The sequence below is a fragment of the Streptomyces sp. NPDC060002 genome (assembly GCF_042737245.1).
GTDB lineage: Bacteria > Actinomycetota > Actinomycetes > Streptomycetales > Streptomycetaceae > Streptomyces.
This window is the reverse complement of record NZ_JBHWUW010000073.1, coordinates 1-13,347: the sequence shown is the minus strand read 5'-3', so window position 1 is coordinate 13,347 and position 13,347 is coordinate 1. Positions and strand designations below refer to the sequence as shown.

11 protein-coding genes are annotated in these 13,347 nt (G+C 73.0%); 10 read left to right on the top strand and 1 reads right to left on the bottom strand.

Annotated elements, in window-relative coordinates; genetic code table 11:
* The first annotated feature begins 204 nt into the window (after positions 1-204).
* Both ACFWBD_RS37335 and ACFWBD_RS37330 read left to right on the top strand, forming a co-directional pair.
* Positions 205-3,936, top strand: coding sequence for a glycosyltransferase (locus ACFWBD_RS37335; protein WP_385677246.1), 3,732 nt, complete (start codon positions 205-207; stop codon positions 3,934-3,936).
* Positions 3,933-5,468: a DUF5719 family protein gene (locus ACFWBD_RS37330; RefSeq protein ID WP_385677243.1), complete on the top strand. Its 1,536-nt coding sequence runs from the start codon at positions 3,933-3,935 to the stop codon at positions 5,466-5,468. The genes ACFWBD_RS37335 and ACFWBD_RS37330 overlap by 4 nt, the downstream gene beginning before the upstream one ends.
* A 71-nt stretch (positions 5,469-5,539) precedes the next feature.
* On the opposite strand, the gene ACFWBD_RS37325 is transcribed toward ACFWBD_RS37330, so the two are convergent.
* On the bottom strand, positions 5,540-5,989 hold the full coding sequence (locus tag ACFWBD_RS37325) for a metallopeptidase family protein (RefSeq protein WP_385677313.1): 450 nt from the start codon (positions 5,987-5,989) through the stop codon (positions 5,540-5,542).
* A 294-nt stretch (positions 5,990-6,283) separates the two neighbouring features.
* Here ACFWBD_RS37325 and ACFWBD_RS37320 point away from each other — a divergent pair, with 294 nt between their 5' ends.
* The 8 genes from ACFWBD_RS37320 to ACFWBD_RS37285 form a co-directional block, all read left to right on the top strand.
* A complete protein-coding gene (locus ACFWBD_RS37320; RefSeq protein ID WP_355704545.1) occupies positions 6,284-6,703 on the top strand; it encodes a DUF3499 domain-containing protein in 420 nt (139 codons plus the stop codon).
* A gap of 108 nt (positions 6,704-6,811) precedes the next feature.
* Complete coding sequence (locus ACFWBD_RS37315; protein ID WP_385677240.1) at positions 6,812-6,943, top strand: hypothetical protein; 132 nt, start codon at positions 6,812-6,814, stop codon at positions 6,941-6,943.
* Positions 6,944-7,396: 453 nt separating this feature from the next.
* Positions 7,397-8,761 carry a phosphomannomutase/phosphoglucomutase gene (locus ACFWBD_RS37310; RefSeq protein ID WP_385677310.1) on the top strand — a complete coding sequence of 455 codons (1,365 nt, stop codon included), beginning with the start codon at positions 7,397-7,399 and terminating at the stop codon, positions 8,759-8,761.
* A 256-nt stretch (positions 8,762-9,017) separates the two neighbouring features.
* Entirely contained in the window at positions 9,018-9,188 is a 171-nt protein-coding gene (locus ACFWBD_RS37305; RefSeq protein ID WP_079073636.1) for a Trm112 family protein, read from the top strand.
* A 179-nt stretch (positions 9,189-9,367) separates the two neighbouring features.
* On the top strand, positions 9,368-10,501 hold the full coding sequence (locus ACFWBD_RS37300) for an SIS domain-containing protein (protein ID WP_385677237.1): 1,134 nt from the start codon (positions 9,368-9,370) through the stop codon (positions 10,499-10,501).
* 127 nt (positions 10,502-10,628) lie between these two features.
* Entirely contained in the window at positions 10,629-11,780 is a 1,152-nt protein-coding gene (gene manA / locus ACFWBD_RS37295) for a mannose-6-phosphate isomerase, class I (RefSeq protein ID WP_385677234.1), read from the top strand.
* A gap of 135 nt (positions 11,781-11,915) precedes the next feature.
* The gene (locus ACFWBD_RS37290; RefSeq protein WP_385677231.1) at positions 11,916-12,896 is read left to right on the top strand and encodes a cation diffusion facilitator family transporter; all 981 of its coding nucleotides are present in this window, start codon (positions 11,916-11,918) and stop codon (positions 12,894-12,896) included.
* Between the two features lie 332 nt (positions 12,897-13,228).
* Positions 13,229-13,347, top strand: a 119-nt coding sequence (locus ACFWBD_RS37285) for an adenosylhomocysteinase (protein ID WP_385677307.1), incomplete at its 3' end; no start/stop codon positions are given.

The window sequence follows — 13,347 nt, the reverse complement described above, 5'->3', positions numbered from 1 at the left end:
AGGGTCCGAACGGCCCGTCGCACGTGGGTTGTCCACAGGCGGCGGGCCGTCGCCCGCCCGTCGCCCGACCACCGCCCCCCATCGAAGCGCTGCGCGCCGCCCCTTCCGGTTCAGCCGATAGTGTGGGCGCTCGTCCGAGACAGCCGGCCGCCCCACACGGCGCAGGCGTCCACCGCAGTCCACCGAACCGGGGCCCGTACCTCGATGTCCGTGCACAGCCACACGGCAGCCCAGCAAGACCGCGCTGCCACACCTGAGTTCCCGCGTCATGTAGTGACCGCGGTGATCGTCGCCCACGACGGCGCCCGCTGGCTGCCCGACGCGCTCGCCGGGCTGCTCGGCCAGGAGCGACCCGTCCAGTCCGTCATGGCCGCCGACACCGGCAGCTCGGACGACTCCGCGCGACTGGTCACCGAGGCCCTCGGCGACGACCGCGTCCTGCACCTCGCCCGGCGCACCGGGTTCGGCCAGGCCGTGGAGGAGGCCAACCGTACGGCCCCGGTCCTCACTCCCGAGGAACTGCCGTACCTGAAGCGCCCCAGCGGCTGGGACCCCGTCACGCGCACGTGGCGCGACGACGCCTACGACCTGCCGGAGCTCCCGCACGGAGAGCCCGTCCAGTGGCTGTGGCTGCTGCACGACGACTGCGCCCCGGAACCGGACGCCCTGGCCGAACTGCTGCGCGTGGTCGACAACGAACTCGAACTGGGCCGGGACGACGTGGCCGTCGTCGGCCCCAAGCTCCGCGGCTGGTACGACCGCCGCCAGCTCCTCGAGGTCGGCGTCACCATCGCCCACTCCGGCCGCCGCTGGACCGGCCTGGACCGCCGCGAACAGGACCAGGGCCAGCACGACCACGTCCGCTCCGTGCTGTCCGTCTCCACCGCGGGCATGCTGATCCGCCGCGACGTCTTCGAACAGCTCGGCGGCTTCGACCGCCGCCTGCCCCTGATGCGCGACGACGTCGACCTGTGCTGGCGCGCGCAGGCCGCCGGCCACCGCGTCCTCATCGCCCCCGAGGCCGTCGTACGGCACGCCGAGGCCGCCTCCCGCGAGCGCCGCACCGTCGACTGCGCGGGCCGCACCAGCGCCTCCCCGCACAAGGTCGACAAGGCCGGCGCCGTCTACACCCTCCTCGTCAACAGCCGCACCGCCCTGCTGCCCTGGATCCTGGTGCGCCTCGTCCTCGGCACACTGCTGCGGACCGTCGCCTACCTCGTCGGCAAGGTCCCCGGACAGGCCCTCGACGAGATCCGCGGCCTGCTGGGCACCCTGCTGCGGCCCGAGCGGATCATCGCCGGGCGGCGCAGGCGCGGGAAGCCGACGGTCGACAAGGAGGAACTGCGCCCCCTGTTCCCGCCACCCGGCGCGACCGTGCGGGCCACCGTCGAACAGGTCGCCGGCGACTTCTTCGGCTCCTCCGACCCCGAGGCCACCTCCGGCGCGGGCCGGCACGGCGGCGCCGTCGAGTCCGGACCCGGCGGCGACGACGCCGACTTCCTGGAGATCGAGCAGTTCGCCCGCCTCAAGCGCGTCGCCCGCAAGCCCGGCCCGGTGCTCTTCCTGGTCCTGCTGCTCGTCTCCCTGGTCGCCTGCCGCAACCTCCTCGGCGGCGGCGCGCTCGCGGGCGGCGCCCTGCTGCCCGCCCCGGCCGACGCCTCCGAGCTGTGGTCGCGCTACCTCGACGCCTGGCATCCGATCGGCGCGGGCGGCACCCCGTCGGCCCCGCCCTATCTCGCGATCATCGCGGCGCTGGCCACCCTGCTGTTCGGCTCGACCGGGCTCGCGCTCACCCTGCTGCTCGTCTGCTCGGTGCCGCTGGCCGGCCTCACCGCCTACTTCGCCTCCCGCCCGCTCGTCGAGTCGCGCCTCCTGCGCGCCTGGGCGGCCGTCGTCTACGCCTTCCTGCCCGCCGCCACCGGCGCTCTCGCCGGCGGCCGGGTCGGCACCGCCGTGCTGGCCGTCCTGCTGCCGCTCATCGCCCGCGCGGGCGTCGCCGCGAGCGGCCTCACGCACGCGTCCGGCGCCCGCGGCAGCTGGCGCGCCACCTGGGCCTACGCGCTGCTGCTGACGATCGCCACCGCGTTCACGCCGATCGTCTGGCCCATCGCGCTCGTCCTCGGTCTCGCGGTGCTGGCCGTGCGCCGTCGCGAGATCACCGCCTACGGCCTGCGCTTCCTGGTCCAGCTGGGCACGTCCCTGCTGATCCTCGCGCCCTGGTCGCTGTCCCTGCTGCCGTTCGGCTTCTTCACCCAGGCCGGCCTCGACCACGGCCCGTCGACCGCCACCGCGCTCGACCTGCTCGGCGCCAGTCCCGGCGGCCCCGGCACCGTCGACGGCCTCATGCTCATCGGCATCGTGCTGGCCGCGCTGGCCGCGCTGCTGCGCTCCGAGCGCCACTTCGGCGTCTGGGCGTCCTGGGCGGTCGCCCTCGTGGGCCTCGTCTTCGCGGTCCTGTCCAACAGCTCCACCTGGGCCGGCCCCGCCACCCTCGTCTACGGCATCGCCCTCCTCGCCGCCGCCGTCATCGGCGCCGACGGGGCACGCACGCGTGTCGCCGAGCAGAGCTTCGGCTGGCGCCAGCCGGTGGCCGCCCTCATCGCCTTCGCCTCGGCCGCCGGCCCGCTGCTTCTCGCCGCCGGCTGGATGATCGGCGGCGCCGACGGCCCCCTGGAGCGCCGCGACCCCGTACAGGTGCCCGCGTTCGTCGCCGAGGAGGCCGGCAACCGCGACCAGGCCCGCACCCTCGTCCTCGACAGCCACTCCGCCGCCCACGTCGCCTACATGCTGGTCCGCGGCTCCGGCGCCCGCCTCGGCGACGCCGAACTCGCCGCGGCCGACGGCGAGAACAAGCAGCTCGACAAGGTCGTCGCCAATCTCGTCGCCGGCTCCGGCGCCGACCAGGCCGACCAGCTGAGCAAGTTCGCCGTGGGCTACGTCCTCGTCCACAAGGGCGCGCCCCGCGAGGTGACCCGCGTCCTGGACGCCACACCCGGCCTGAAGCGGCTCAGCCAGCAGGACGGCAGCGGCCTGTGGCGGGTCGACCAGGAAGTCTCCCGCGCGGCCGTCGTCGCCGACTCCGGCAAGGGCACGGCGACTCCGGTCGCCGCGGGCCCCGTAGACATCCACACCACCCTCCCCGACGGCTCCGGCAGCCGCGTCCTGCGCCTGGCCGACACCGCGGCCGAGGGCTGGACGGCCACCCTCGACGGCAAGCCCCTCACCCCCACCACCGTCGACGGCTGGGCCCAGGGCTTCGAACTCCCCGCCTCCGGCGGGAAGCTGGACGTCACCTACGACGACCCCTTCACCCACACCGCGTGGCTGTGGGCGCAGGGCTTCCTCGCCCTGGTCCTCGTCGTCCTCGCCCTTCCCGGCCGCCGCCGCGACGTCGACGACGACCTTCCCGAGGAGGAGCCGATCCCGGCCCAGGCGGCCGACGGCGAGGGCCGTCGCGCCCGCCGCCTGCGCGCCCAGGCCGAGGCCGAGGCCGAGGCCGAGTCCGAGTCCGAAGAGCCCGGCCAGTACGAGGAGTTCCCGTCTCCTCCGCAGGCGGAGACCTCTGGCGCGGTCCCTCAGCAGCAGTCGTACGACATGGGAGTCCCCCCGGACGGGCAGGGCGGGGACTGGGGCGGTGACCGGGCGGGCCACGCGGGCGCCGAGTACGGCGGTTACGGGGGCGAGCAGTACCAGGGCGCCCAGCAGTACCCGCAGGGCGGCTACGACCAGCAGGCCTACGACCCCTACCAGGCCGGCCAGTACGACCCGTACACCTACGACGGCCAGGCCCAGCAGACGCCGTACGACCAGACGTACCAGCAGCAGCAGGGCTACGACCCGTCGGCCTACGACCAGGGCGGCTACGACCCCGCCTACGACCCGGACCGGCACCCCCACGGCACCAACAGCGAGCGCCCCGACGGGAGCCAGCAGTGAACCGCACCACCCTGTCCCTGATCGCCGGCACGGCCGCGCTCGCCGCGGTCACCGGGTTCGCCACGCTCAACCAGCCGGACGCGGCCGGCCCGGACACCGCCAAGGCGGCCGCCGAACTGCCCGTGGAGCGCACGAGCCTGCTCTGCCCCTCGCCCAGCACCTCCGACCTCGCCGACACCTCGTACACGTCCTTCACGCCCGTCACCAAGGGCACGGACGGCGACGGCACGGCCGAACTCGTGGCAGCCACCGCCGAGTCGGCGGCCGCACCGAGCGACAAGGAGAGCGACAAGGAGAGCGACAAGGAGAGCGACAAGGAGAGCAGCAAGAAGAAGGCGACGAAGCCCGCCATCACGCCCAAGGCGCCCGGCACCCCGGCCGTCGGCGACAGCTCCGGCGGCGAGGCGCCCGCGCTGCTGGGCACTGCCGAGGGGAAGTTCGCGCCCGGCTGGACCGTCCAGGAGACCACCGAGATCGCCGCCGGCAGCGGCCGCGGCCTCCAGGGCGTCACCTGCACCGCACCGGACACGGAGTTCTGGTTCCCGGGCGTCAGCACCCTCGCCGACCGCACGGACTACGTCCACCTCACCAACCCGGACGACTCCGCCGCCGTCGCCGACATCGAGCTCTACGGCAAGGACGGCGCCCTCTCGACCACGGTGGGGGAGGGCATCACGATCCCGGCGCACTCCAGCGAGCCGATCCTGCTGTCCACGCTCACCGGCGAGAAGCAGGAGGACCTCACCGTCCACGTCAACGTCCGCAGCGGCCGCGTGGGAGCCGCCGTACAGGCCCTGGACGAGAAGCTCGGCGGGGACTGGCTGGCCGCCTCCACCGACCCGGCGGGCACCCAGGTCATCCCGGGCATCCCCAAGGACGCCACGGCCGTCCGGCTCATCGCCCACGCCCCGGGTGACACGGACGCGGACCTGAAAGTCCAACTCGCCTCCGCCTCGGGCCTGATCACCCCCGCCGGACACGAGACGCTGCACGTCAAGGCGGGCATGACGGCCTCGGTCGACCTGGGTGACGTCACGCGCGGGGAGGCGGGCTCGCTGATCCTGACCCCGACGGGCCAGTCGGCGCCCGTCGTCGCGGCCGCACGTGTGCTGCGCGGCAAGGGCACCCAACAGGAGTCGGCGTTCATCACCGCCACCGCCCCGGTCGGCACGCGCGCGTCCGCCGCCGGCAACAGCGCCAAGGGCTCCACCCTCTCCCTGACCGCCCCCAAGGGCACCGCCAAGGTCAAGGTCACCGCGTCCGCCGGCAGCGGCGGCGGCACGGCCGTGTCCAAGACGTACACGGTCAAGGCCGGCACCACCCAGGACGTCGAACTCCCCGTCCCCACCGGCCTGAAGGGGACCTACGCGCTGACCGTGGAACCCCTCACGGACACCCCGGTCTACGCCTCCCGCACCCTGTCGGCCACGCAGAAGGGCGTCCCGGGCTTCACGATCCAGACCCTGCCGGACGACCGGGGCACGGTGGCCGTCCCGGAGGCCGACGAGGACGTCGCGGTGTTGCAGAAGTAACCCGAAAGGGCTGTCGAGGTACCCGGAAGAGGAGCAGGGTCGAGGAGCAGGGGGCGCGGGGAAGCGGGGGCTCAGTCCTCGCCGTAGCGCGGATCCACCGTCTCCGGAGTCAGCCCCAGCAGCTCCGCGACCTGCTCCACGACCACCTCGTGCACCAACGCGGCCCGCTCGTCGCGCCCCTTGGTGCGGATCTCGACCGGCCGCCGGTAGACGACGACCCGCGCCCGCCGTTCCTCGCTCGCGGGAATCGTCCCGCCCAGCGGGACCGCCTCGTCGTTCCACGGCTCCGGGGCCGCGTCCAGACGCGGCACCTCCAGCACCATGAAGTCGATGTCGGCGAGCTGCGGCCACCGCCGCTCCAGCCGCTCCACGGAGTCCTGCACGAGATCCGCGAACACATCGGCGCGGCTGGCGGCCAACGGGACCTGGGGCGGCGCGATCGGCCCCCTCATGCCCCGGCCGTGGCGGTCGCGACGACGGGGTCCGGGGCCTGCGGCGGGGGGCGGTACGGGGCTGTCCATCACTACTGAAGCGTAGTCCCCGCCGTGACCCGGCGCCCGGCCCCACACGGCAACCCGACCGCCACCGGCCGCCGTGCCCCGCATGTCGCGGGATGATCATTCCAGCCAAGATTGGGCTCGATTCCGTACCTCTCCGAGACCGGCGAACTCATCGCAATTGATGCTGTTTGTGTCGAGTGGTGACCGTGAGTCGATGCCTTCCTCCGTTCAAGGACTGGTGTTCGCGCAGGTCAGCGGGGTATGACTGGAGAAGCGCGTGGGGCGTTTCACAACACGACACGGTGGAGTGACCTGGTGGAGAGTCGTCGCGGCCCGCTCAAGAGTGCGGTACCGTCCAACGTCGTGAGCCCTGTACGTCGCTGTTCGCGAACTGCCTGCGGCCGACCCGCCGTCGCGACGCTGACGTACGTCTACGCCGACTCGACCGCGGTTCTCGGCCCGCTCGCCACCTACGCCGAACCCCACTGCTACGACCTGTGCGCCGAGCATTCCGAGCGCCTCACCGCCCCGCGCGGCTGGGAGGTCGTCCGGCTCCTCGACGGTTCGGCTCCCGCGCGACCCAGTGGTGACGACCTGGAAGCGCTTGCCAACGCGGTCCGCGAAGCGGCCCGCCCGCAGGGACGCGTGGCCGGAGCCGGCGGCGGACGTGCGATCGACCCGATGGAGGTCGCGCGCCGCGGTCACCTGCGGGTGCTGCGCTCCCCGGACAACTGAGCCGGCCTTCCCTCTCCACCTTTACGGTCCGGCCGACGCAGCCCGGAAACCGCTTTCCGCATGACTGCCCGCTCGGCCTGTCGCCCTCGTCGCCTGCCTCGCGCAGGCATGCCCGCGGGACAGGCGCTCTGCGGCGCCGCCCAGTTCGCCGCCGTCCATCCCGCCTCCGCGCAACTCGCCGACATCGGCGCCGCGTCGGCGGGCGCCGCGGCCCGGCCGCCGCACCGCACGCGCGCGTGACCGTCCCCGAAGCGATACGCGCGTCCGTGCCTACGGGCACCCGCAGCGAGGAGTTGGACGCGTGGCACCCTCGCCCTGTCGGCCCGGACCGGCACCGCGGCCGTACTCGACTGCGTCCACGCGCGCGTGGCGCACAGGTAACGGAACGCGAGCATGGCCGAGTTGAGGCACGCGATCCTCACCATGACCGCCGTCCTGGCCCTCACCCACGTCATGCACCTCTCCGGACAGGCCGCCACGTGGAGCCCAGGACTGCTCCCGGTGATGTGCCTGATCGTGGTCGGCCAGAGCTCGCCCGTGCCGCACTCGATGCGCCGTAGCGGCGGCCCCACCTCGGACGACGCGCAGAATGGCGGCACGGTTACGTCTGTGGGTCCACTCGGAGGCCCCACCGCGGCCGGTGAACCGGCCCGGGTAGTTTGTGGTGACCTACAGACTCCAGGAAGGCTGGCCGTGGCTGCTGATCTGTCACAGATCGTGAAGGCGTACGACGTACGCGGGGTGGTCCCGGACCAGTGGGACGAGTCGCTGGCCGAACTGTTCGGCGCGGCCTTCGCCCGGGTGACCGACGCCGAGGCGATCGTCGTCGGCCACGACATGCGCCCCTCCTCGCCCGCCCTGACCCACGCCTTCGCGCGCGGGGCGGCGGCACTCGGCGTACACGTCACCGAGATCGGCCTCTGCTCGACGGACCAGCTGTACTACGCCTCGGGCGCGCTCGACCTGCCCGGCGCCATGTTCACGGCCTCGCACAATCCGGCCCAGTACAACGGCATCAAGCTGTGCCGCGCGGGAGCCGCCCCGGTCGGCCAGGACACGGGCCTGACCGAGATCCGTGAACTGGTGGAACGCTGGACGGACTCGGGCGCCCCCGCCCCCGCCCCGGCCCCGGGAACCATCACCACCGCCGACACGTTGAAGGACTACGCGGCGCACCTCCGCGCACTCGTCGACCTGACCTCCATCCGCCCCCTGAAGGTCGTGGTCGACGCCGGCAACGGCATGGGCGGCCACACCGTCCCCACGGTCTTCGACGGCCTGCCCGTGACGCTCGTCCCGATGTACTTCGAGCTGGACGGCACCTTCCCCAACCACGAGGCCAACCCCCTGGACCCGGCGAACCTCGTGGACCTCCAGAAGCGCGTCCGCGAGGAGTCCGCCGACCTCGGCCTCGCCTTCGACGGCGACGCCGACCGCTGCTTCGTCGTCGACGAGCGGGGCGAGCCGGTCCCCCCGTCCGCGATCACGGCCCTGGTGGCCGTCCGCGAACTCGCGCGCAACGGCGGCAAGGGCACGATCATCCACAACCTGATCACCTCCTGGACCGTCCCGGAGGTGGTGAAGGAGAACGGCGGCACCACCGTCCGCACCCGAGTCGGCCACTCCTTCATCAAGACCGAGATGGCCCGCTCCGGCGCGATCTTCGGTGGCGAGCACTCGGCGCACTACTACTTCAAGGACTTCTGGTACGCCGACACGGGCATGCTGGCCGCCCTCCACGTCCTCGCGTCCCTCGGCGGCCAGGACGGCCCGCTCTCCTCCCTGGTCGCGGAGTACGACCGCTACCCCGGCTCCGGCGAGATCAACTCCACGGTCGCCGACCAGGCCGACCGCATCGCCGCGATCAAGGCGGCCTACGGCGACCGTGCGGACGTCACCCTGGACGACCTCGACGGTCTGACCGTCACCTCCACCGACTGGTGGTTCAACGTTCGCCCCTCCAACACGGAGCCCCTCCTCCGCCTCAACGCGGAAGCCCGCGACGAACCGACGATGGCCAAGATCCGCGACGAGGCACTGGCCATCATCCGAGGCTGAGGGGCGAAGCCTCCAGGGGGTCGTAGGGGCGAGGCCCCTGGACGCGGGAACGGGCAAGGGCGCTGGGTGCGAACCCCGGCGCCCACTCCGGCGCCCGCTCCGACGTCCACCCCGGCGCCCACTCCGATGCACCGACCACCAGCCCCACCTCTCACGCGCCGCCTCCCACCCCACCCAGTCCCGTACAACCCCCACGCCCCAACCCGACCAGCGGTACCCTGACCAGGCACATCCGCACACCCCGAAGGGACACCCCATGCCGCTCGAAGCCGGCCTCCTGGAGATCCTCGCCTGCCCCGCCTGCCACTCGCCCCTCGAGGAGCAGGACACGGAGCTGATCTGCACGGGCCAGGACTGCGGCCTGGCATACCCCGTCCGCGACGGCATCCCCGTCCTCCTCGTCGACGAGGCCCGCCGCCCCGCGTAACAGCGCGCCGCGCGACCGCACCCCGCGCCGCCGCCCGGCCCACTGCCGTCCCAGGCCCGAAGGCCCCCGGCGCCCGGCCGCGCACGGCGCCACGCACCGCCCCTCCCGGGCGCCCCTCGCCACAGCTCACCCCCGGCCCCGTAAACCGACGACGCCCCAGGCGATCGGAGACTGCCGACATGCTCGACGACTCGCTGCTCGACACGCCGGAGGCCCTGGCCGAGGCCGATCACCGGGCCCTCCTGCGCGGCGCGGCCGAAGCCGGCGCCCGCGTCCGCACCGCCGCCCGGCTCGCGACCGAGGCCGGCCTCCACGAACTCCAACCGGACGGCCGCCCCCGCGCGATCCTCATCGCGGGCCCCGGCGCCGCCGCCACCTGCGTCGCCGACCTCCTCGGCACGCTCGCCGGCGCCGCCTGCCCCGTCATCCGCCTGACCCCCTCCGGAGTCGCCCCCGCCGCAGGCGCCCTGCGCTGGGAACTCCCCGGCTGGGCCGGCTCCGTGGACCTCCTCCTCATCGCCACCCCCGACGGCAGCGAACCCGGCCTCTCCCTCCTCGCCGAACAGGCCTACCGCCGCGGCTGCACGGTCGCCGCCGTGGCCCCCGCCGACTCCCCGCTCACCGAAACGGCCGGCGCCGTCCACGGACTCTTCGTACCGCTCGCGACCGCACCGTACGAACAGGACGAACAGCCTCCGGTCGCCGCCTCCGCCCCCGGCGTTCTCTGGGCCCTCCTCACCCCCCTCCTCGCTCTCCTCGACCGCGTCGGCCTGCTCTCCGCCCCGCCCGAGGAGCTCGAACGGGTAGCCGACCGGCTCGACCAGGTCGCCGAACGCTGCGGTCCCGCCGTCGCGACGTACAGCAACCCGGCGAAGACCCTGGCCGCCGAACTCGCCGACGCCCTCCCGGTGATCTGGACCGAGGGCACCTCGGCCGGTCCCGCGGGCCGCCGGTTCGCCGCCGCCCTCGCCGAACTCGCGGGCCGCCCCGCCCTGGTGGCCGAACTCCCCGAGGCCCTCGCCGAGCACAACGCGCTCCTGGCAGGCTCCCTCGCCGCCGGCGCCGACCCGGACGACTTCTTCCGCGACCGCATCGAGGAAGCGCCCGCGCTGCACGCGCGCGTGGTACTGCTGCGCGACCGCCCGATCGGCGGCCTGACCGCAGCCCCGACCGCCCGCGAACTGGCCCTCAGCCACGACACCCCGATCAGCGAACTCGAGCCCGACGCGGGCGACGAACTCGTCACCCTCGCCGAACTGATCGCCACCACGGATTTCGCCGCCGTCTACCTGGCACTCGGCTCAGGAGCCTGACCCGCCCCGCCCGTCACCCGAGAAACACCAGACGGTAGACGGCAAACGACAGACGGCAAACGACAGACGGCCGGCGACAAGCGACGGACGGCAGCAGACCGCCAGACCGGCAGGCAGAGAGAACCGCATGGACCGCCTCGAGAACACCATCCGCCCCTACGCCTGGGGTTCCCCCACCGCGATCCCGCACCTGCTCGGCACCGAGCCGACCGGCGAACCGCAGGCCGAGATGTGGATGGGCGCCCACCCGGGCGCGCCCTCACGCACCGACCGAGGCACCCTCGTCGAGATCATCGGAACCGACCCGCAACAAGAACTCGGCGCGGCGACGGTCACCAAGTTCGGCCCCCGCCTCCCCTTCCTCCTCAAGATCCTCGCCGCCGGCGCCCCCCTCTCCCTCCAGGTCCACCCCGACCTGGAGCAGGCCAAGGAGGGATACGAGGACGAGGAACGCCGCGGCATCCCCGTCGACGCACCGCACCGCAACTACAAGGACGCCAACCACAAGCCCGAACTCATCTGCGCCCTCACCGAGTTCGACGGCCTGTGCGGCTTCCGCGCCCCCTCGCACGCGGCGGACCTCCTGGACGGCCTAGGCGTCGACTCCCTCAAGCCCTACGTCGACCTCCTGCACGCCCAGCCGGAGGAAGCCGCCCTGCGCGAGGTCCTCACCGCGATCCTCACCGCCGACCGCGAGGAGATGGCCCACACCGTCGCCCGGGCAGCGGCCGCCTGTGACCGCCTCGGCGGCGACTACGCCCCCTACGCCGGCATCGCCCACCACTACCCCGGTGACCCCGGCGTCATCGCCGCGATGCTGCTGAACCACGTCAGACTCCAGCCCGGCGAGGCCCTGTTCCTCGGCGCCGGCATCCCGCACGCCTACCTCGACGGCCTCGGCGTCGAGATCATGGCCAACTCCGACAACGTCCTGCGCTGCGGCCTCACCCCCAAGCATGTCGACGTCCCCGAGCTCCTGCGCATCGTCCGCTTCGAACCCGCGGACCCCGGCGTCCTGCGCCCCGAAGCCGCCCCGGACGGCGAAGAGGTCTACGACACCCCCATCGACGAGTTCCGCCTGTCACGCTACGTCCTCTCGCCGGGCGCCCCCGCCCACGACCTCACCCTCCCCACCCCGCAGATCCTCCTCTGCACCGCGGGCACCGTGTCGGCGGGCGAGCACGCGCTGACGCCCGGCACGTCTGTCTTCGTCCCGGCGGGGCACAAGGCCGAAGTGACCGGGGCGGGTACGGTCTTCCGGGCCACGGTCGTCGTATGACTCCTGTCGTGACGGCCTGACGCACCGCTGCCGATCAGGGCTGCAAGAATGGCCCCCCGGCAAAGGACGGGCAAAGCCGAACAAGGCCCCGCCCTGCACGGCGTACGCACGAAGGCGAAGGGACAACGCGAAAACATGAGCGCGTCAGGCGGCACCAAGGCGATCGTGGCGGCACTCGGGGCCAACCTCGCGATCGCGGTATCGAAGTTCGTGGCGTTCGCGTTCAGCGGCTCGTCGTCGATGCTCGCCGAAGGCGTGCACTCGCTCGCCGACTCCGGCAACCAGGCCCTGCTCCTCATCGGCGGCAAGAAGGCCCAGCGCGAGGCCACCCCGCAACACCCCTTCGGCTACGGCCGTGAGCGCTACATCTACGCCTTCCTCGTCTCCATCGTCCTCTTCTCGGTCGGCGGCATGTTCGCCATCTACGAGGGCTACGAGAAGATCAAGCACCCGCACCAGATCGAGCACTGGTACTGGCCCGTCGGAGTCCTCGTCTTCGCGATCATCGCCGAGAGCTTCTCCTTCCGCACCGCCATCAAGGAGTCCAACCCCCTGCGGGGCGACCACTCCTGGAAGGAGTTCGTCCGCCGCGCCAAGGCCCCCGAGCTCCCGGTCGTCCTCCTGGAGGACCTCGGCGCCCTCGTCGGCCTGGTCCTCGCGCTCGGCGGCGTCGGCCTGGCGCTCCTCACCGACGACGGCGTCTGGGACGGCATCGGCACGCTCTGCATCGGTATCCTCCTCGTCCTCATCGCGCTCGTCCTGGCCGCCGAGACCAAGTCCCTCCTGCTCGGCGAGGCCGCCAGCGCCGAAGACGTCCGGAAGATCGAGGCTGCGGTCGTCGACGGCGACACCGTCACCCGCGTCATCCACATGCGCACCCTCCACCTCGGCCCCGAGGAACTCCTGGTCGCCGCCAAGATCGCCGTCCAGCACGACGACACGGCCGGCCAGGTCGCGACCGCCATCAACGCCGCCGAGGCCCGCATCCGCACCGCGGTCCCCATCGCCCGCGTCATCTACCTCGAGCCCGACATCTACAGCGAGGCCGAGGCCGCCAAGGGCTCCGACCCCGAGGCGACCCCGGGCGGCCCCGCCCAGCACCCGGCCGAGCACTGACCCGCACCACCCCGGCAGGGCCCGCCCACCCGGCGGGCCCTGCCGCCGTTCCACCTCCTCAACACCCTCACCGACCGTGATCGGCGCGATCTGATCGGAGATGGACTGGGGCCGCCCCGCCACTCCGGTGTAGCTTGGAACGGAGCCAGACGTCGCTGCTGATGGCGGTCGGGCGGTCCCTCTGCGGACCGTCCGAGGGAGAGAGGGCCTCCGACGGACTGCGCTGCGCGTACGCGGGCATGCCCGTGCCCCTCTTCGGGCACCCCTGTGTCCGCCGCCGCGCAGACCAGCCGTACCCACCCTCTCGACCCAACTCCGAGGAGCAGCTCCCCATGACGACTGTCGACAACCGACAGGACTTCAAGGTCGCCGATCTTTCCCTGGCCGCTTTCGGCCGTAAGGAGATCACCCTGGCCGAGCACGAGATGCCCGGCCTGATGTCGATCCGCAA

Bases quoted from the DNA above. Each gene is read 5' to 3' on its own strand.
- ACFWBD_RS37335 (WP_385677246.1), top strand. From the start codon at position 205: ATGTCCGTGCACAGCCACACGGCAGCCCAGCAAGACCGCGCTGCCACA.
- ACFWBD_RS37325 (WP_385677313.1), bottom strand. From the start codon at position 5,989: ATGGACAGCCCCGTACCGCCCCCCGCCGCAGGCCCCGGACCCCGTCGT.
- ACFWBD_RS37315 (WP_385677240.1), top strand. From the start codon at position 6,812: ATGCCCGCGGGACAGGCGCTCTGCGGCGCCGCCCAGTTCGCCGCCGTC.
- ACFWBD_RS37305 (WP_079073636.1), top strand. From the start codon at position 9,018: ATGCCGCTCGAAGCCGGCCTCCTGGAGATCCTCGCCTGCCCCGCCTGC.
- ACFWBD_RS37300 (WP_385677237.1), top strand. From the start codon at position 9,368: ATGCTCGACGACTCGCTGCTCGACACGCCGGAGGCCCTGGCCGAGGCC.
- manA (WP_385677234.1), top strand. From the start codon at position 10,629: ATGGACCGCCTCGAGAACACCATCCGCCCCTACGCCTGGGGTTCCCCC.
- ACFWBD_RS37290 (WP_385677231.1), top strand. From the start codon at position 11,916: ATGAGCGCGTCAGGCGGCACCAAGGCGATCGTGGCGGCACTCGGGGCC.